The following is an 18612-nucleotide window of genomic DNA, read 5'->3' as shown; positions in this document are numbered from 1 at the left end:
AGTTGACAACAAAGGTTGATGATGCGGATTTCAAATCCATTAACATTTGATAAAGGATGATATTTTATTCCATGAGTCCCCTTCGAAGTCTGCTTAAGGAAATATTTGTAATTCCCAGATAGGAGGCAATGTCAACATGTGAGATTAGATTTTCCAAAAAGTGGTATTTTTCTCTAAAAAGAATGAGTCTTTCTCTCGCGTTCAACGAGGCGAGAGCAATTTCTTTTTCAACTTTTGCAAGGAGTTCATATTGTAAAACCATATTTCCAAACTCGCGTATGTCGATGTGATTTATCATTAGCTGCTCAAACTTGTCAGCGTTTAAACTGGCTACGGTCAGCTTTGTAAGCGCTTGAAAGTTGAGGTGAGATATTTGATTGGCTGTTCTCGTTTTATTCGGAGAAAGTACACTACCTTCAAGAAAATAAGATATAGTTACTTCCTCACCTTCCGGGCTTAGCAAAAAGCTCCGGCAGACACCTTCGTAAACAAAGTATTCCTTGTTGTTTTTTTTCCCTCTATCAATAAACACATCTCCTTTTTCATAAACTTCAACTAAAATCAAGTCACTCATCAGATCTAACGACCCCTCCGATACAGGTGCCACCTTGTTGACTAAGGGTCTTGTTCGTTCTTTAATCTGTTCGAAATTCATGAAATCTTTTATTTGCTACAACGGTTCGGTGATATAGGGCTGTATGAAGTATGCCCTTATATCACGTGTTAGTCACTGTATTTTTTACTTTTCTTTAAATGGTTTTTTATCTGAAGTAGTCATTTTATATTGTTCCAAAGCCTCTTCCAGAGTAAGATCTCTTGGCATATTTTCAATGAATGTCATAACTGATGTAAACATGAACGGTATGTTGCTTCTTGAAATAAAATCAGATTTTGTTGCAATGTCATCTAATTGATCAGCATTCCATTTTTTTCTTATTTCATTAGCACGCTCATATTTTTCCTTATTCAAATTTGCAAGCCATATTTTGTTATTTAGAGAATCTGGCAACAAGCGATGTTTATATTGCCAAGTTGAGTAAACTTCAAAATCTCTTTTATCCTTATCATTTTGGAAATGGAGGTAAGAGATTGCCTGTTCAGGATCAAATCGTCCCTCATTTACTGCCTTGCAAAGAATTGGTTCAAGATCAATTATGTTTTTATTGCTGCTTCTTCTTTGAGATGTATGAACTAAAACCACATCATGATTTTGCCCCCATAAGGATTTTCTAAAACCGAGCTCTATCTGAGAAGGGAAGCCAAGAGAATCAGTTATCGAAAGTATCCTGTTCATATTTATTATTCGATTAGCTTGAATAGTGTCATCATGAGTATCGTACATGGGTCTGAACAATTGATCTCTTTCCCAAATTGCTTTGAATTCATTTCTTAATCTTGAGTCATATTCAGTCGTTCTTTTCTCTATAAAAGAATTCCAAAGGTTTTCATCTATATATGTGTTGACAAAAATTGACTTTAGCGAACTTAAATCATCAGAATTATTTATAAGTAGTTGAAGATTTAAATTCCTTTCATCTAAGTTATTAGAGAGTTGATTTGAAAGTGCAGCATTATAAACATCATGACCAAAAGGTTTTTTAATTTCTCTAAATGCCAATGAGTAATTTTTGGATGCTCTATCGAAATCACCATCACAAATTGCAATTTCAGCTTTATTAGTTAGAATGTGATATTTAGTAATTGCTTCATTATTGTAGTTGCATTTCGTTAATTCAGTGATGGCAGAATTCTCAGACTTAATATTCGTCTCATTACGGTTTTTACAGCTTACTTGAATTGTCAGAATAATTATAATGATTGTTATTCTCATGTTCTAAATTTTATGGTGACTAAGGACTAGCTATGCTTCTGACAGCTGTTTTAGCAGCTGGATGGCGTTGTAGCTTTTGTCAGCCGTCTTTTATTTTTTTTCTTTCAATTCGTACTCCAACATACATTGAGTAAGTCTTTCCCTTTCTTCTTGAGGCAACTTCAAACTCAAATCTATGAGTACTTCTTTGATAATATAGTACTCCGACTCACTCTTAATTTCTCCTCCCTTCAATACTTTTTGAGCTATATTTTTTATTTGCGCATTAAGCCTTTTCAGACTAGGCAGATCACTTGCAATTAATAATTCGTTCAATTCTTTTTTGAAAGCCTCCGATTGCCCATTTACCATCTGAATTAGGTCACTCATTCCCATTTTTAATCCTTTCTTGGCAAGAGAAAAGCTTTCTTTCTCCATTTTTGTGAGTATGGCTATTGGAGAATGTTCTTCCTTTGTAATCAATCTGGATTTACTATTATAATAATCCCATATAAATGCGAAAATTTCCTTATAGTACTCATAATTTGTACTATCAATTCTCATTTTTTATTGACGGTTAGTGCATGTACATATGCACAGTGTTATAGCCAGTATTTTCTTTTTCTAAATCATCTCTAGGTTATCTTTCTTCTTCTATTCATTTTTCTTGGCTGGAATTCTAGGTATTTAGGAGATTCTATCCAACGAATTTGATCTTCTAAGATTCTTCTTTCTAGAACTTCTAACTTATTAATAATTCTTTCTTTCAAATATTCTAGTATTTGCTCCTCTTCAGAAGATCTCTTTTCAATAACTTTTTCATCGAAATAAATCCTTCCAGGAATCTTTGAAATTTCTTCTAGGTATTCCTCAGTTGCCGATTGTTGAAGCTCGATCATCAATTCTTTGTCTTTTTCATCTCTGAAATTTAAGGTAATTGAACCTCCATCCATCCAAATATGGATCTCTCTAAACTTCAATTTCTCGAGTTGAATCTCCATCATTTTCTTTTTATTGGCTATAACGCCAAGCTATACCTCGGACAGCTGCTTTAGCAGCTGGCTGGAGTTTAGCTATTGTTGTGTGTTTAGATTTTATTTTTTTTTGTAATAGCTCACATTCTTTAAATAACTATCAGGGTAATTTAAATATGTGTTTACCATGCTTTTAGACTTCCCAATGATTTTACTAATCCATTCTTCTGATAAATCTAATTCTTCTCGAAGTCGGATTGCGGCATAGACTCGTGCTTGTAAGTATTCCTTCTTCTTCGATTTTAAGGAAAATTCCTTTCTGTTTATTCCCGTTTCTTGCTCAACTTTATTAAGAATGCCTTCGATCATTTTAGATAGTTCGGAATGATTTCCTAACTCGTATTCTATTCGCTCTTTTTCTGATTTTTTGAAAGGCTTAAATATCCATTCTCCTAGTGAACCCCTTATTGATGAAGAATTATCATTTTCTGTTTCTGACCATTTTCTTAATCGTTCCCAAGAATTTTGAGCTTCTCTGGCAGAGACAGTTCTCATCCAATTGAAATTTGGGTCTTCAGTTATAAACTTGCTTAATATTGAAGGGTCTTTAAGAAAAGCATCAATACTTCCACAATAGAATTCTATTTTCTTTACCGTTATGGGGTTCTTCAAAATATTTTCCATTTTGGTGAGCCATCGAAGATTTTCTGGTCGATTGTTTTGACGATTTGTGTCTTTATGATCAACAATATGTTGAGTTGTTGGGGGATATCCTAAAAATGCACAAGCAACAATTCTATGAACAACTTCGGAAGCAAAACGCATATATCCCTGTTTAGTTGGTTTCCCAAAAGTCCAGTGATTATCTAGTTTACGAACCGGTTTGTTATCTCTAGAATGACGATAAATTGCTCCGTTGTCTCTTACAGAATAAAGTTCAGATTTGTAGGTACAATCTTTTTGCTCCTTAAAATCGTTTAAATCGACCTTTGTCATCTCTTCTTTTTCTTTATACACACAACGTTCTGAATAAACAGTCGTTTTAATGCTGTTTATTTTTTGTTAGCTTTCGTTTTTCACTTTTGCTTAAACCTTGTGTAACTTCTATATCAATATTTTTAAGCAGTTCTCTCTTTTGCGTCAAGGTTAATTTAGTTGCATTTTCGATTTCACCATTAAGCCATTTCTCACGGTAATTCTTCCAACTTTTATCATGAGGCGGTTCGTCATCTCCATCATCGTATCCAAATTCATAATTACAACATTCACAAATGTCATAAGTTGGATTGCCATCTTTTCCATATGGTCGCCATTCAATATTAGTAGTTGATTTTCCACAAACAGGACAAGGACAGGAATTATCTTCAGCTATTGTTAGTGAAATTTCTGTTTTATAGTGCCAATGCGTAATTATTTCCTTTTTCATAATGAAAGCTAACGACTAGCTATCCGAACGGCCGCAGCGATAGCGAAGGCTGGCGGATAGGTTTTGTTCTACACATTTATTTTTCTTTTAATTCTATTTCTTCTCTGATTTTATGAGTTTCAAGGAGAAATAAAGCAAGAGTTGATGATGCTCCCGTTGCTAATCTTGCGTGTCTTGAATTAAGTCCCTTAAATTTTGCATCCTTTCCATGACCGGTACCATAATTGTTTCTCAATTCAGCAATCCCAAAAACAACTGTCGAAAGACTTCCCAATATCTTTTTTATTGTATCTGCTGCTTTTACTTCATTGGTAATCTCGCCAGGTGCTAGCTTTAAGTTCGATGCTGTTTCTCTCAATAATTTTGGTAAGTCCCAACCCCGTTCTATTTCAATTTCTCTCTCATGGAGTATCGTTTTACATATGGTTTCAATTAATTCCTTAGATGTACCTATAGCTAGTTCTGGGGAGCTTTCTACAGAGCTTTCCATAATATTAATTTGCCTAATAACATACTCCTCGCTCAACACATTTTCTATTTCACGCTTTTTCCTTTGAAGCATTTCATTCCCAATAATTACTCTTCTCCCGCCAAAAATTGAGTGTCCAGAAATTTGGGCTTTTTCCACTAGTTCATAACCATCATATTTTAAGCCTTCGTTAAATGACTGTACTAATCTAGCCACTTCAGTTTTATCTCTTCTTACAACAGGGTGTACCATCTCACAGAGAAATTGCAAAAACAAGGCATCATCACAATCCATTAAATTCAAACGATCATCAGTAAATACCCAATATTCTTCCCAATCATAATTATTAATTCTGTGCTGCCAAACGTCTCCTTCCATATTGGTGTATCTACTATCATAAGAAGGAAGGTTTCTTAGGTCAAAAACTCTTGAAAGGAATTCAGGTTCTTCTAAACTACCATTCCAATTAATTCTTTCGATTATAATAGAGTCAAATATTTTACCTCGAGTTACCTTAGTTATCTTATTCATTAATTTTCGTTCAAAGAGTCAGATACTTTTGTTTCTATATAGTTTGGCACTTAGTTTTTTATAATTTGTTGTGTAGAACATCTGTATATCCGCCATAGTTCCGGTTATACCCTATTATCTCCTGGCTATCCGCACCTTTTAATGCAAATAGCATCTTCACCAAGATCGAATCCTGATGAAATTTCGAGCCAAAATGGATATAGGGATTTCATTGTGTTCATGGTATATCTAATATCGGAATAATTCTCCCCACAACAAAAGAGAGACGTGTTCTGGTGTTCTGGTGTTCATGTGTTCTCGTGATGGAAAATCTCAAACCAGAACACGAGAACACATGAACACCTCTTCTAGCGCATCAGACTCGCTAGCTTATCATGTACTTCTGAAAACCCAAAGGCCCCAATCGCAGCATCCATCTTCGCTTTGATTTCATCGGTACAAAGATTACCGATGCTTCCTTCATGCCTGTGATTGATCTCTTTTTCCGGGCTAAAGTTGCCACTATCGATGGCTTCGCCGATGATGCGATAGGCTTCACGGAATGGCTTTCCTTTGAGCACCTCCCGATTTACCACTTCTACGCTAAATAGGTAATCATAAATGGGGTGATTGAGGATATCGCTTTTGACCTCCAGTCTTTCTATCATATAGCTCGCTATCTCCAGGCAGTTCTTGCAATCTTCTATCGCAGGCAGCAGGGATTCTTTGGTAAGCTGAAGGTCTCTATGGTAGCCGGAAGGGAGGTTTCCAGTGATATGACTGATTTCGAAAGGAAGCGCCTGTAATTTGTTGCCTTTGGCGCGCAGCATTTCGAAGACATCTGGATTCTTCTTATGGGGCATAATGCTGGAACCCGTAGTCAATTCCTTGGGAAGTCCCAGGAAGCTAAAATTCTGACTCATATACAGACAGACATCCATGGATAGTTTGGATAGGGTGGAACCGATGGAGGCAATGGCATAGGCCAAAAGCTTCTCTGTCTTCCCTCTCCCCATCTGTGCATAGACTACATTGTATGCCAGGGTATCGAATCCCAGGAGTTCGGTAGTCATGGTCCGATTTAAGGGAAAGGAGGAGCCGTATCCCGCCGCTGAACCCAAAGGGTTTTGATTTACGACCTTCCAGGCAGCTTCCAACATATATATATCGTCAATCAAAGCTTCGGCATAGGAGCCAAACCAGAGGCCGAAGGAGGAAGGCATGGCTACTTGTAAATGGGTGTATCCCGGTAAAAGGACATCTTTATAAGCTTCACTTTGTTTCTGCAAACCTTCAAAGAGTTTTTCTGTGAGAGAACTGATTTCTTCTATTGCGGAACGAAAGTATAGTTTTAAATCCAGCAGGACCTGATCATTTCTCGAACGTCCACTATGTACTTTCTTTCCTACCTCGCCGAGCTTTTTCGTCAGCATCATCTCCACCTGCGAATGAACATCCTCAATCCCATCTTCGATCAGGAAGTTGCCCTTTTCGATTTCACGATAGATAGATTTTAATTCGGCAGAAAGTATGTCGAGTTCTTCTTTTTCCAATAGATCAATACTCTCCAGCATCTGTATGTGGGCAAGGGTTCCCATTACATCGAATGGAGCCAGATATAAATCGAGCTCCCGGTCTTTACCGACAGTGAATGATTCTATGATGTCTTCTGTGGAGTATCCTTTGTCCCAGAGTTTCATATAAGTAGTTTATGGTTTCTTATGTAAAATTCAATCGCGTCTTTTCGTCAAAAGTGCAACCGAATAATCGCTCTCACAAATATTGTGTCATTGCGAGCCCTTATAAAGGGCGAAGCAATCCCCTTGATTCGTAAAGCTTATTTGGATCCAAGGAGATTGCTTCGCCGGAAATTCCGACTCGCAATGACAGCTTTGTTTTGTGCTTTATCCTCAATAGGAACCCTATAAGCTCATCCCTATATCCGCACTCAGGTTCAGGCTGGCTTCGTTTTGATCTTCCCAGGTTTCGTCTGAGTCGGGTTCGTAATAACCTTCCAGACGTGTGATAAGCTTGATATAAGTATCTATACCTGCTTCAATTTCGGAGATCAGGACAAATTCGTCAGCTGTATGAGAACGGGCGGATTTTCCAGGTCCAATTTTCATGCTCGGAAATGGAATCAATGCCTGATCTGACAAAGTAGGCGAACCGAAATGCTCCAATCCCATCGACTGCCCGGCGCGTACCAGGGGATGTTTGAGATCGATACGAGATGAGTTCAGGCGGAAAGAACGGGCTTTTACCATGCAGCTCACCTCCTCAGTAATGATTTTGTAAGCATCCTCATTGCTGTAAAATTCATTGGTTCGAACATCCACCACAAATTTACAGCTATCCGGGACAACATTGTGCTGCGTGCCGGCATGTATCTGGGTAACAGACATTTTTACGGGTCCCAATAATTCTGAAACTTCTTCAAATGCATAATTCTGGAACCACTGGATGTCGCTCAGAGATTTATAGATAGAATTGATTCCTTCTTCTCTTGCTGCATGACCTGCTTTTCCTCTTACCGTACAATCCAACACCATTAAGCCTTTTTCAGCTATGGCCATCCGCATTTGAGTAGGCTCACCTACAATAGCTACATCGATATTGCCAATCTCCTCCAGAATAGAGGCAATTCCATTGGCTCCGGAAATTTCTTCTTCTGCCGTAGCTGCCAGAACGAGATTGAAAGGCAGATCCGGCCTTTCATAAAAATGCAGGAAAGTTGCGATCAGGGAAACCAGACAACCCCCTGCGTCATTACTTCCCAAACCATACAATTTATCCTCCTCGACTATCGCCTTGAAAGGATCATTTTTATAGCTGGCATTAGGTTTTACGGTATCGTGATGGGAGTTGAGGAGAAGGGTCGTCTGGCCTTCGATAAACACTTTGTTAAAGGCCCATATATTGTTTCCTTTTCGCTGGGTTTTTACCCCTGCATCCTGAAGAAACTTCTCAATGTGATTGGCGGTGACATTCTCTTCCCGACTGATGGAAGGAGTTTCTATGAGCTTTTTCAAAAGCTCAATGGCGTTTTGTTTAAGTTCTTTGGGCCCTATCATAACAAAGTACGGTCTAAGAGAGGAATATCTGTGTTCCTCTGAATTTGTTTGTGTTGAGTCCTGCTATAGCAGAAGCATGACAAATATATACGCGATGTACGCCTGAAGCCAGTGCGGAAAAAGCATTATCTAACTTGGGGATCATTCCACCAACTATTACGCCTTCGGCCTTATATCTTTCATAGGAATCTGCGTTCAGCAAGGGAATGAGGCTGTCCTGATCTTTGGGATCTTTCAATACTCCACTCATTTCAAAGCTATACATAAGATGCACCTCAAAATGCTTGGCCATAGATCGAGCTACGGTAGAGGCTATCGTATCTGCATTGGTATTGAGCATTTTTCCCTTGCCGTCGTGAGTCAAGGGAGCCATTACGGGAAGTATCCCATCCTCCAATAGACGGAATAACTGCTGATCGTTTACTTTGACGATATCTCCGGCAAAGCCATAATCGATTTCTTTTACAGGTCTTTTGATTGAAGTGATCACATCCATATCTGCTCCGGTAAGCCCTAGTGCATTTTGCCCCAATGCCTGCAATTGAGCCACCACTCCTTTGTTCATCAGCCCGCCATAAACCATCATGGCCACCTCAAGCATGGCTTCATCGGTAATCCTTCGCCCCTCAATCATTTTGGCTTCTATGCCCAGTTTTTCGGCGATCTCAGTACCTGTTTTTCCTCCTCCATGTACCAGGATTTTGGCTGCATCAAGTGCGGAAAAGGCTTGCAACAAGGAATTGCATTGATCAGGATTGCTTAAAACCTTACCTCCAATCTTCAGGATATACAAGGGTTTTTTCATCGGCTCTTCTTGATTTTTATAAAGCTTCTAACAGACTGGCCAGTACCGTTTGAGCAGAAACTACCCGATTGGATGCCTGCTGTATGACCAAAGATTTCGGAGAATCAATGACTTCATCAGCCACTACCACATTTCGTCTGACCGGTAAACAATGCATAAAATGGGCATCATTCGTCAGAGACATTTTTTCTTCATCTACTACCCAACTTCTATCCTGACTCAATATCTGGCCATAAGAAGCGTAAGAGGACCAGTTTTTCGCATACACAAAATCTGCTCCTTCAAAGGCTTTGCTTTGATCGTATTCGACCTTTACTCCCTCTCCAAATTTTTCTGCCAATTCATAGCCTTCCGGATGGGTTACGATCAATTCATAATCAGTCTCTTTCATCCATTCCACAAATGAATTCCCAACTGCCTGAGGTAAAGCCTTTGGATGTGGAGCCCAGGTCAATACTACTTTGGGCTTCTCCGTTTTTTTATATGTTTCTATGCTGATGAGGTCGGCGAATGATTGCAGCGGATGCAAAGTAGAAGATTCCAGGGATACGATGGGAACACCTGCATACTGGATAAAGCTGTTTAAAATTTGCTCTTCATAGTCTGCCTGGCGATCCTTTAATCCCGGAAAAGCACGAACTCCCAGAATATCACAATAGGAACCCATGACAGCAATAGCATCTTTGGCATGTTCTGCTTTGTCCTGATCCATGACCGTTCCATCCTGAAACTCCAATTTCCAGCCATCTGTGCCGATATTCATGACTATGCAATTCATGCCCAGATTGGCGGCGGCTTTTTGGGTGCTCAGGCGAGTACGCAGACTGGAATTGAAGAAGATCAGTCCCAGGGTTTTGTTTTTGCCGAGTTCAGTTTGCTGAAAGGGATCAGCACTGATGGATTGAGCCTTTTTTAATAAGGCCTGTATATCGCTTACGTCTTTTCTTGAGGTAAAATGTTGCATAGCTAGGCGATTGCCGGATTTAGGACTTCTTGTAAAGCGTATAGAAATTCATCCGCCATTTCCTCTGTCATTGTCAAGGGCGGAAGCAGGCGAAGGGTTTCTTTTTGTGCAGAGGAACCGGTAAAGATTTTGTGGTCTTTCAGGAGTTGTAGACGAATAGGTTTGGCTTCGCTATTGAGTTGCATACCGAGCATCAATCCATGTCCTCTAATTTCCTGGATACCGGGGATAGCTTGCAGTCTTTTCTTCAGGTAATCTCCCAGTTTTGCCGCATGCTCAATCAGCTTTTCTTCTTTCAACACATCCAGTACGGCGATGCCTGCTGCACATGCCAGATGATTTCCCCCGAAAGTCGTACCCAGCATCCCAAACCAGGATTCAAATTTAGGGGCAATCATAACTCCTCCTATCGGAAAACCATTGCCCATACCTTTGGCCAGGGTGATTAGATCTGCTTCTATACCTGCATGTTGGTGGGCGAAAAATTTGCCACTACGACCATAGCCGGATTGGATTTCGTCCATGATGAGGACGGTTCCATATTGATCACAGAGGCTGCGGGCTTTTTGGAGGAAAGAAGTGGAGGGAACGAATACGCCGCCTACTCCTTGCATACCTTCGATAACTACTGCGCAAACATCTCCTTCAGAGATCGCTTCTTCCAAAGCTGCCTCATCATCAAAATCTATGCGAATCACATGATCGACTGGATTGACAGGAGCCTGAATTTTGGGATTGTCGGTTATGGCAACAGCTCCGGAAGTTCGCCCATGAAAAGCGCCGGAGAGCATGACAATTTTCTTACGATCCGTATGGAAAGATGCCAGTTTTAAGGCATTCTCCATAGCTTCTGCTCCGCTATTGCAGAGAAAGAGTTCATGATCGGGATAGCCGGAAAGTTCTCCCAGTTTTTCTGCCAGTTCCTTTTGCAAGGAATTCTGGACTGAATTAGAGTAAAATCCAATCAAGCCTAATTGTTCAGATACTTTCTGAACATAATGCGGATGACTATGTCCGATAGAGATCACCGCATGACCTCCATAGAGGTCGAGGATTTTATTTCCCTCCTGATCCCAGATGTAGCAATCTTTTGCCTTTACGGGTTCGATGTCGAAGAGAGGATATACATTGAAGAGATTCATTGTTTTTGTTTTTTTTAAATATGGCACCTTAACACTTACGCAATTCCCATTTGAAGTGGGGAATCCTGCAAAACCTATGTGAAGCTTATTTACTTGATTCATTCGGTCCTGCGTGAGCCCCATTTTAAGAGGACGGTGCTCGTGCGAGGGGGTTAAAATACCAGCGCTTTCAATTGTAAACCGAGTGTTTCTTCCAGGCCAAACATGAGGTTCATATTCTGAACGGCCTGGCCGGATGCTCCTTTGAGCAAATTGTCAATCATGCTAATGATGAGCAACTTGTCTCCATGCTTCTCCACATGAACCAATGCCTTATTGGTATTGACTACCTGCTTGAGGTGTGGATTTTTGGGAGTTACATGGGTGAAAGGATGCGAGGCATAGTAATTCTGGTAAAGTTCCTTTGCCTCCTCCAAACTCAAGTCCGATTTCAAATACATAGAAGCATAAATGCCTCTCGGAAAATCTCCGCGCATAGGTAGGAAGTTCAGCTCCTTGCCAAATCCGTCCTGAAGTTGAGCCAGACTTTGATGAATTTCCCCTAAATGCTGATGATTGAATGCCTTATATATACTGAGGTTATTGTTGCGCCAGGAGAAATGAGTCGTGGCAACGGGATTTTGCCCTGCGCCCGTCGATCCGGTAATAGCATGTATGTGAACTTCCTCATTCAACTTTCCATTTGCAGCCAGCGGAAGTAAACCCAATTGAATGCAAGTCGCAAAGCATCCGGGATTTGCCAGGCGAGAACTAGCTTTGATCTCCTCCCGATTCAGTTCCGGCAATCCATAGATGAAATTGTGCTCAGGAGATTTCAGGCGAAAGTCCCGACTGAGGTCGATGATTTTTACTTCTTCTCCAAAATTATGGGCTTCCATGATGGGCTTCGCTTTTCCATGTCCCGAACAAATGAAAAGCACTTCTACTTCCGTAGATAATTCTTTCACAAATTCAAGCTCGATCTCACCCACCAAATCCTCATGTACTTCATAGACTTTCTTCCCAGCCTGCGAATTGCTCTGGGCAAAGACGATCTGCACCTCCGGATGGCGGATCAATATGCGTATGAGCTCTCCGGCTGTGTAGCCTGCGGCTCCGATGATTCCTGTTTTAATCATTGATAAAAGTGTTTTAGTGTTGTCGTGCGGAAGTGTTATAGTAAATCAGAATCTGGAACTACAACACTAAAACACTTCAACACATTTTTCTTAATCTTCTCCTACCATCCGGTGGATCTTACTACTATTCGCCAAAATCTTTGTAAAACCTTTGACATCTTCACCACTCCAGGCGCGATTCATTTCTCCGTAGGTACCAAATTTGGCCGACATCATGTCGTATTTGGACTCGATGCCGAGAGGCTGGAAGCGATAGGGCGATAGTTCAAGCTGCACTTTGCCGCTGACGCGTTCCTGGGTGTCTTCGAGAAAAGTTTCTACATTTCTCATGACGGGTTCGAGATATTGTCCTTCGTGGAGGAGCATGCCATACCAATTGGCCATTTGCTCTTTCCAGTATTGCTGCCATTTGGTGAGTACATGTTTCTCGAGCAGGTGATGGGCCTTGATGATGATCAAAGGTGCTGCTGCTTCAAAACCTACACGGCCTTTGATCCCGATGATGGTATCTCCTACATGAATGTCTCGACCGACTGCATATGGAGCTGCCAATGCATTGAGGGCTTCGATAGCATCAACTGCATGGTCAAAGGATTCTCCATTCACTTTCGCCAGCTCACCTTTCTCAAATTCCAGCTCTACCACTTCTTTCCCGCTTTTGTCTATTTGAGTCGGATAGGCAGATTCGGGCAGATAGTCCCAACTATTGAGGGTTTCTTTTCCCCCTACACTGGTTCCCCAAAGTCCTTTGTTGACCGAATACTGAGCTTTCTCCCAATTCATCTCAACGCCCTGAGCTTTGAGGTATTCGATTTCTGCTTCGCGCGAAAGTTTATTATCCCGAATCGGTGTGATGACTTTGGTACCGGGAGAAAGGATGTCAAATACCATATCAAATCGAACCTGATCGTTTCCGGCTCCTGTAGAACCATGGGCGATGGCATCTGCTCCAATTTCATTGGCATAATTTGCGATGGCGACTGCCTGAAAAACACGTTCGGCACTTACCGAAAGGGGGTATGTATTGTTTTTGAGAACGTTTCCATAGATCAGGAAACGGATACATTTTTCGTAATAGTTTTTTACCTCATCCAAAATCCTGAAGCTTTTTACTCCCAGATCATAAGCCCTTCGCTCGATATCAGCCATTTCCTCGGAAGAAAATCCTCCGGTATTTACGATGGCTGCATGTACCTCAAGTCCTTTTTCCAGGCTCAGGTATTTCACACAATAGGAGGTGTCGAGGCCTCCGGAAAATGCTAATACTACTTTATTGTTCATGATGAATGGATGAATAAAAATTTATGATTTGGTCCAGGCAAGGACTTTGACTGCCTTGCCGAAGATGCGTTCTTTAATTTTTTGTAAAAGGGGATTGTTATTGCGTTTGCGAAGGTGTGCTTTGTATTGCTGCCAGCGGAGACTGAGAGATTCTTCCTCTTCTTTGGGCTTTATGATAGGTTCTTTTTTCTCTTTGGCCGGATCATAGAGCATGCCGGTGCATAGGCAAAGTTTCCGTTGATTTCGAGTGAGTACATCAAAGTTGGGGCAACTCTTGCAGCCGGCCCAGAATTCTTCATCTTCTGTGAGTTCAGAGAAGGTTACGGGCTTATAGCCCAATTCTGAATTGATCTTCATGACCGGAAGGCTGGTGGTAATCCCAAAGAGCTTGGCTTCGGGAAATTTCTTCCGGGAAAGTTCGAAGGCTTTTGCCTTGATCTTTTTGGCAAGCCCATGTTTTCGATAGTTAGGAGAAACAATGAGCCCTGAATTGGCGGCATACTTTCCATGTTCCCAGGTTTCGATATAACAGAAGCCCGCGAAATTGCCATCCTGTAAGGCAATAATGGCTTTGCCTTCTTCCATTTTCCCCTTCACATAAGAGGGTTCTCTCTTGGCAATACCGGTTCCCCGAGCCTTTGCTGCTTCGGCTATGGTTTCACAGATGGCCTCCGCATAGGAGTAATGAGAGCTGTCGGCGACTAATATTTGAAATTCCATGGGTGGAAGTTATTGGCAGAAGAAAAATTAGAAATAAATTGAAGGTGAATAATCCAGAACTACCCTTTGAAAAATAGGGTATGGGTATAGGAAAATGATATATATGAGTAATTTAGGCCAGGCTGGCCCTACGGAAAGTCCTGCTTGCCCTCCTGAAGGAAGGAGCAGTATTTGGAAGGATGCGATATGTAGATATCGTTTTCAAGTGGGTCAAAGATAGAAAAGGAATATGAATTCTCAATTTAATTACGAATTTTTTTGAAAATTTGTTAATCCAAATAGCTGAAAGTGTTTAAAAATCGAATATGCGTGCAGTAATACAAAGGGTGAGTCATTCGAAAGTTGTGGTCGAAGGAAGGACTACTGGAGAGATTGAAAAAGGACTCCTGGTTTTATTGGGAGTAACTCATGCGGATGAGCGAGCCGATATAGACTGGTTGATCAAGAAGATCACAAATCTGAGAATCTTTAATGATGAGCAGGGGAAAATGAACCTTTCTGTCAAAGATATTGGAGGAGATATCCTCGTGGTTTCTCAATTTACTTTGTATGCGGATGCCAAGAAAGGAAATCGCCCTTCCTATATTCGTTCAGCCCCTCCGGAAGTTTCCATTCCCATGTATGAGAATTTTGTGGAGCTGCTGGCCCTGAACTTTGAAGGGAAAGTAGCTACCGGAGAATTTGGCGCCATGATGGAGGTAAGTTTGCTGAATGATGGTCCGGTTACGATAATTTTGGATTCGAAAGAACCGGGCTGGTAATGTCCTTCCTCCAAAAACATACTTACTTTTTGATTTCTGTTTGGGGAATCTTGCTAAGGATTCTTTATGCGTTTTGGCTGGGAGAAGATTTATTGAGTGGAGACGCTTTTTATTATGTAGAAACGGCTAAATCAATTTTGGCGGGGGAAAACTTCCTGCCGGAATGGCCACCTGCTTTGCCGTATTACCTCAGCATCTTTGGGACAATCTTCGGGCAGAGCTTATGGAGTTGGATAAGTGCGATCTTATTGCTTTACCTGATCTTTAATTGGGTTTGGATTAAAACGGCCACTTTATTTCTGCAGGAGAAATGGGTTCAGCTGGGAATGTTCCTTTTTGCCTCTATGCCGGCTTTCATCCATTATAGCGTGGCGCCCCTTAGCCAGCTCCCGATAGCGATCCTTGTATTGGCTTTGGTAAGATTGCTTTATAAAGGAGGGCCCGCTTGGAAAATGGGAAGCCTATTGGCTCTGGGCATTTTGTTTCGCTCCGGAACATTTAGCCTGCTTCCTCTTTTTCTCATATATCTTCCCTTAAAAAAACATCCACGAGATCTCCTGCCATTCTTCCTGAGCTTTTTGTTTCTCATTGGGCTTTGGCAATATAAATCATGGCAGATGACAGATCGTTTCGTCTGGATCAATGACTTCAATAGTTTCAATCTATATGTGGGGAACAATGAATGGACACCTGATTACAAAAGCTGGTGGCTGGGCTCTCATGATGAGCGAGCAAATGAGGACTTTGCTCCCTACTATCGGCAATTGGATAGCATACGATCATTGCCTATCGAACAACAATCTTTGGCTTTCAGCATAGAGGCGGTGGAGCATATCAAAGCGAGACCGTTTAAATTTCTGTATCGGAGCCTGAATCGCTTGCGCGTATTCTTTGCTTTTGATACCTATTCCGGAGCCAGGATATATCCGAAAAATCGGATAATAGGAATTGTAACACTGTTAATTGATGGGGGAATATACTGCCTGCTCGCCCTGGGATTTCTCCTCGCTTTAGGAAGGAGTCAAGAGATGAAGATTGAGCAGATGAATCTTATGCTTATATCATTGATTCTCTTATTTATGCTGCCTTATCTTCTGGCTTTTTCTCACCCCAGTTATCACTTACCTATCCTTCCACTCTATGCAATCTGGGGGCTAAGATTGTGGCAGGAGAAAGGGAAGAAGTTTTTGTTCGAAAAGCTGAGCATCGCCCATTTATTAGGGATCATTCTATTCATTTTTATTCAATTAGAATGGCTTTGGCAAATGAAGGACAGCTTGTGAAAAGGAAATTTTCTAACTTCGCGGCATGAGATTAAAAGAAGCCCAAGAGACCGTAGACCGCTGGGTGACCAGTATAGGAGTCCGCTATTTCTCCGAACTTACCAATACGACCATATTGATGGAAGAAGTAGGAGAAGTGGCAAGGATAATGGCCCGTAAATACGGAGATCAATCTTTCAAAAAATCAGAGGAAGATATTGACCTTGGAGACGAAATGGCAGATGTCCTTTTTGTCCTCATTTGTCTGGCCAATCAAACCGGAATAGATCTCGAAGAAGCCTTCCGCAAAAACATCGAAAAGAAAACGATCCGGGACAAGGATAGGCATAAGAATAATGAGAAGCTGAAATAGACGTTTTAGGGTGTTTGGGTATTAGAGTATTAGCGTTCAAAAAACTTTAGTTCCATCTGAAATAAACACTAACACACTAATACTTACCAACGCTAACACTTATTTCCCTTTATGATCCTCTACGAAGACAATCACCTTATCGCAGTCAACAAGCCTTTCGGCATGCCTTCTCAGGGCGATGCTACGGGGGATGAGAGTGTATTTGACTGGGTGAAGGAATACATCCGTGTTACCTACAATAAACCGGGCAATGTATATACGGCCTTATTGCATCGCATTGACCGACCTGCAGGAGGCGTATTATTATTGGCGAAAACATCCAAGGCTGCGGCAAGAATGTCAAAGCAGTTTCAGGAGAAAAAACCTCGCAAGACCTATTATGCGATAACGGAACAGATTCCGGATCAGAAAGCGGGTGATTTGAAACACTTTCTGAAGCAGATCAAAGGGAAAAATATTATGCGAGCTTACAATAAGCCGGTAGATGCAGGCAAGGAGTCCCATCTTTCCTATCAGCTGCTTCGGGCAAATGGGGGCCGGGCTTTGATTGAGGTGCAATTAAAGACGGGAAGAAAACATCAAATTCGGGTACAATTGGCGAGTATAGGAGCAGTGATCGTGGGAGATGTGAAGTATGGCCAAAGCAAATTTCTGCCGGATCGCTCCATTGCATTGTTAGCAAAGGAACTTAGCTTTGTACATCCGACAAGTAAAGAAGAGATAACAATCACGGCTCCTCTACCGGATACGGAGCCCTGGCAAGCATTTAAGTAGGGATTATGGCGACAGATATCAATACATTTATAGAAGGTGGCATACGTGCTGCAGAACATAAAGAATGGGAAACCGCCTATCAGCAATTGAGTCGGGCGGTTCACTTGATCGAAACGGAAAACGGAGCAGGATTGATAGAGGAGGCACAAGCTGAGATTTATTTTCAAAGAGGACTCTCTCTACTTTCTCAGGACGAAGTACATGCCCTGAAGGACCAGGAATTGTTTCACCAGGTCCTGACAGATCTGGAACAGGCCGTTGACCTCAATCCTGTCAATTCTTCTTATCGCATTCATAGAGGTCGTTTGTATATGCAGGCAAGCTTCACAGACTATAGTGGAAAAGCGGAAGAGGACTTTCAATTTGTCCTGGAAAAAGACTCTCATCATGGCGAAGCTTTGAGAAGCATGGGAGAACTCTTTTCTCGTATTGGCAAATATACAGACGCGATTGCCTATCTGAGTCATGCCCTGGAACACAAAGAAGATCCGGAAATCTACCTCTTGCGAGCGGTTTGTCAGTTTAAAAAATCCCCCCCGAATTTCACCGGATCTTTGGTAGACCTGAAAAAAGCACAGGAGCTGGGTATCCATACTGCCGAGCTATTTCTCTGGAGGGCTCAATGCTTTCAGGAACTGGGGCGTAAAGGTGAAGCCATAGCTACCTATAACGAGCTTATCGAAATGGATCCCGATAATCCCGATTATTATGTAGATCGTGGTTTCCTCTATGATGCTGAAAATCCAGAGATGGCTATGGAAGATTATAGCAGGGCGCTGGAGCTTGAACCTCATGCCTTAGCTTTCAACAATCGGGCAAACTACTACAGACGAATCGGTCAATTTGAAGCGGCCATATCAGATGCCGAAGAGGCATTGAAGCTGGAACAAAACATGGGAATTGCCTATGCGACTTTGGCTGAAATCTATGCTGAAACGGCTGATGCTGAGAATCTGGCTAAATACATGAAGCTTGCGATGAAATACTTCTACGAAGATTCTGTAGAAGTCATGATGGAGCCCGTTTATGGACCTTATCTTGATGAAGCCTGGTTTCAGGAGATTTTGCAGTAAGCGCTAAATTTCCGTTTATTGAAATTTGTTTTCCTTCTGACATTGGCTGCCTCCCTTTTATTTATTGGGAAAACAT

Annotated in this window: 20 protein-coding genes; 5 read left to right on the top strand and 15 right to left on the bottom strand. The window is 41.3% G+C overall.

Translation table 11 applies throughout. The features are described from left to right. Nucleotides 1-64: 64 nt before the first annotated feature. The 15 genes from R8P61_20585 to R8P61_20515 all read right to left on the bottom strand — a co-directional run bounded on the left by R8P61_20585 (nt 65) and on the right by R8P61_20515 (nt 14293). Nucleotides 65-655 carry a Crp/Fnr family transcriptional regulator gene (locus tag R8P61_20585; protein ID MDW3649479.1) on the bottom strand — a complete coding sequence of 197 codons (591 nt, stop codon included), beginning with the start codon at nt 653-655 and terminating at the stop codon, nt 65-67. Nucleotides 656-739: 84 nt separating this feature from the next. Then, complete coding sequence (locus R8P61_20580; GenBank protein MDW3649478.1) at nt 740-1831, bottom strand: hypothetical protein; 1092 nt, start codon at nt 1829-1831, stop codon at nt 740-742. 90 nt (nt 1832-1921) lie between these two features. Continuing rightward, on the bottom strand, nt 1922-2374 hold the full coding sequence (locus tag R8P61_20575; GenBank protein MDW3649477.1) for a hypothetical protein: 453 nt from the start codon (nt 2372-2374) through the stop codon (nt 1922-1924). A gap of 71 nt (nt 2375-2445) precedes the next feature. Then, complete coding sequence (locus R8P61_20570) at nt 2446-2814, bottom strand: hypothetical protein (protein MDW3649476.1); 369 nt, start codon at nt 2812-2814, stop codon at nt 2446-2448. 90 nt (nt 2815-2904) lie between these two features. Beyond that, nucleotides 2905-3801 carry an HNH endonuclease signature motif containing protein gene (locus tag R8P61_20565; GenBank protein MDW3649475.1) on the bottom strand — a complete coding sequence of 299 codons (897 nt, stop codon included), beginning with the start codon at nt 3799-3801 and terminating at the stop codon, nt 2905-2907. 25 nt (nt 3802-3826) lie between these two features. After that, the gene (locus R8P61_20560; protein ID MDW3649474.1) at nt 3827-4210 is read right to left on the bottom strand and encodes a hypothetical protein; all 384 of its coding nucleotides are present in this window, start codon (nt 4208-4210) and stop codon (nt 3827-3829) included. 76 nt (nt 4211-4286) lie between these two features. Next, nucleotides 4287-5210 (bottom strand): abortive infection family protein, encoded by a 924-nt coding sequence (locus R8P61_20555; GenBank protein ID MDW3649473.1) that lies wholly within the window; start codon nt 5208-5210, stop codon nt 4287-4289. A gap of 347 nt (nt 5211-5557) precedes the next feature. After that, a complete protein-coding gene (gene argH, locus R8P61_20550; GenBank protein MDW3649472.1) occupies nt 5558-6889 on the bottom strand; it encodes an argininosuccinate lyase in 1332 nt (443 codons plus the stop codon). Nucleotides 6890-7111: 222 nt separating this feature from the next. Further along, the gene (locus R8P61_20545) at nt 7112-8263 is read right to left on the bottom strand and encodes a M20 family metallo-hydrolase (protein ID MDW3649471.1); all 1152 of its coding nucleotides are present in this window, start codon (nt 8261-8263) and stop codon (nt 7112-7114) included. 13 nt (nt 8264-8276) lie between these two features. After that, nucleotides 8277-9068, bottom strand: a complete 792-nt coding sequence (gene argB, locus R8P61_20540) for an acetylglutamate kinase (protein MDW3649470.1) — start codon at nt 9066-9068, stop codon at nt 8277-8279. Nucleotides 9069-9084: 16 nt separating this feature from the next. After that, a complete protein-coding gene (locus R8P61_20535) occupies nt 9085-10032 on the bottom strand; it encodes an N-acetylornithine carbamoyltransferase (GenBank protein ID MDW3649469.1) in 948 nt (315 codons plus the stop codon). A gap of 2 nt (nt 10033-10034) precedes the next feature. Beyond that, nucleotides 10035-11174 (bottom strand): aspartate aminotransferase family protein, encoded by a 1140-nt coding sequence (locus R8P61_20530; protein ID MDW3649468.1) that lies wholly within the window; start codon nt 11172-11174, stop codon nt 10035-10037. A gap of 152 nt (nt 11175-11326) precedes the next feature. Beyond that, complete coding sequence (gene argC, locus R8P61_20525) at nt 11327-12292, bottom strand: N-acetyl-gamma-glutamyl-phosphate reductase (GenBank protein MDW3649467.1); 966 nt, start codon at nt 12290-12292, stop codon at nt 11327-11329. 90 nt (nt 12293-12382) lie between these two features. Then, complete coding sequence (locus R8P61_20520) at nt 12383-13573, bottom strand: argininosuccinate synthase (GenBank protein MDW3649466.1); 1191 nt, start codon at nt 13571-13573, stop codon at nt 12383-12385. Nucleotides 13574-13594: 21 nt separating this feature from the next. Then, entirely contained in the window at nt 13595-14293 is a 699-nt protein-coding gene (locus R8P61_20515; protein ID MDW3649465.1) for a GNAT family N-acetyltransferase, read from the bottom strand. Nucleotides 14294-14598: 305 nt separating this feature from the next. Here R8P61_20515 and dtd point away from each other — a divergent pair, with 305 nt between their 5' ends. The 5 genes from dtd to R8P61_20490 all read left to right on the top strand — a co-directional run bounded on the left by dtd (nt 14599) and on the right by R8P61_20490 (nt 18536). Continuing rightward, complete coding sequence (gene dtd, locus R8P61_20510; GenBank protein MDW3649464.1) at nt 14599-15054, top strand: D-aminoacyl-tRNA deacylase; 456 nt, start codon at nt 14599-14601, stop codon at nt 15052-15054. Further along, nucleotides 15054-16337, top strand: coding sequence for a hypothetical protein (locus tag R8P61_20505; protein ID MDW3649463.1), 1284 nt, complete (start codon nt 15054-15056; stop codon nt 16335-16337). Before dtd ends, R8P61_20505 begins: the two co-directional genes overlap by 1 nt. Nucleotides 16338-16362: 25 nt before the next feature. Beyond that, a complete protein-coding gene (locus tag R8P61_20500; GenBank protein ID MDW3649462.1) occupies nt 16363-16689 on the top strand; it encodes a nucleotide pyrophosphohydrolase in 327 nt (108 codons plus the stop codon). A gap of 111 nt (nt 16690-16800) precedes the next feature. Then, nucleotides 16801-17463 carry an RluA family pseudouridine synthase gene (locus R8P61_20495; protein ID MDW3649461.1) on the top strand — a complete coding sequence of 221 codons (663 nt, stop codon included), beginning with the start codon at nt 16801-16803 and terminating at the stop codon, nt 17461-17463. A gap of 5 nt (nt 17464-17468) precedes the next feature. Next, nucleotides 17469-18536, top strand: a complete 1068-nt coding sequence (locus R8P61_20490; protein ID MDW3649460.1) for a tetratricopeptide repeat protein — start codon at nt 17469-17471, stop codon at nt 18534-18536. Nucleotides 18537-18612 lie beyond the last annotated feature (76 nt).

Source organism: Bacteroidia bacterium (genome assembly GCA_033391075.1).
In the GTDB taxonomy this organism is placed as follows: domain Bacteria; phylum Bacteroidota; class Bacteroidia; order J057; family J057; genus JAWPMV01.
Note: the sequence above shows the minus strand (reverse complement) of the source record. Positions and strands in the feature narration are given on the sequence as shown.

Bases quoted from the DNA above. Each gene is read 5' to 3' on its own strand.
- R8P61_20575 (MDW3649477.1), bottom strand. From the start codon at position 2,374: ATGAGAATTGATAGTACAAATTATGAGTACTATAAGGAAATTTTCGCA.
- argH (MDW3649472.1), bottom strand. From the start codon at position 6,889: ATGAAACTCTGGGACAAAGGATACTCCACAGAAGACATCATAGAATCA.
- R8P61_20490 (MDW3649460.1), top strand. From the start codon at position 17,469: ATGGCGACAGATATCAATACATTTATAGAAGGTGGCATACGTGCTGCA.
- R8P61_20555 (MDW3649473.1), bottom strand. From the start codon at position 5,210: ATGAATAAGATAACTAAGGTAACTCGAGGTAAAATATTTGACTCTATT.
- R8P61_20570 (MDW3649476.1), bottom strand. From the start codon at position 2,814: ATGATGGAGATTCAACTCGAGAAATTGAAGTTTAGAGAGATCCATATT.
- R8P61_20500 (MDW3649462.1), top strand. From the start codon at position 16,363: ATGAGATTAAAAGAAGCCCAAGAGACCGTAGACCGCTGGGTGACCAGT.
- R8P61_20560 (MDW3649474.1), bottom strand. From the start codon at position 4,210: ATGAAAAAGGAAATAATTACGCATTGGCACTATAAAACAGAAATTTCA.
- argB (MDW3649470.1), bottom strand. From the start codon at position 9,068: ATGAAAAAACCCTTGTATATCCTGAAGATTGGAGGTAAGGTTTTAAGC.
- argC (MDW3649467.1), bottom strand. From the start codon at position 12,292: ATGATTAAAACAGGAATCATCGGAGCCGCAGGCTACACAGCCGGAGAG.
- R8P61_20515 (MDW3649465.1), bottom strand. From the start codon at position 14,293: ATGGAATTTCAAATATTAGTCGCCGACAGCTCTCATTACTCCTATGCG.
- R8P61_20530 (MDW3649468.1), bottom strand. From the start codon at position 11,174: ATGAATCTCTTCAATGTATATCCTCTCTTCGACATCGAACCCGTAAAG.
- R8P61_20580 (MDW3649478.1), bottom strand. From the start codon at position 1,831: ATGAGAATAACAATCATTATAATTATTCTGACAATTCAAGTAAGCTGT.
- R8P61_20535 (MDW3649469.1), bottom strand. From the start codon at position 10,032: ATGCAACATTTTACCTCAAGAAAAGACGTAAGCGATATACAGGCCTTA.
- R8P61_20505 (MDW3649463.1), top strand. From the start codon at position 15,054: ATGTCCTTCCTCCAAAAACATACTTACTTTTTGATTTCTGTTTGGGGA.
- dtd (MDW3649464.1), top strand. From the start codon at position 14,599: ATGCGTGCAGTAATACAAAGGGTGAGTCATTCGAAAGTTGTGGTCGAA.
- R8P61_20585 (MDW3649479.1), bottom strand. From the start codon at position 655: ATGAATTTCGAACAGATTAAAGAACGAACAAGACCCTTAGTCAACAAG.
- R8P61_20520 (MDW3649466.1), bottom strand. From the start codon at position 13,573: ATGAACAATAAAGTAGTATTAGCATTTTCCGGAGGCCTCGACACCTCC.
- R8P61_20495 (MDW3649461.1), top strand. From the start codon at position 16,801: ATGATCCTCTACGAAGACAATCACCTTATCGCAGTCAACAAGCCTTTC.
- R8P61_20545 (MDW3649471.1), bottom strand. From the start codon at position 8,263: ATGATAGGGCCCAAAGAACTTAAACAAAACGCCATTGAGCTTTTGAAA.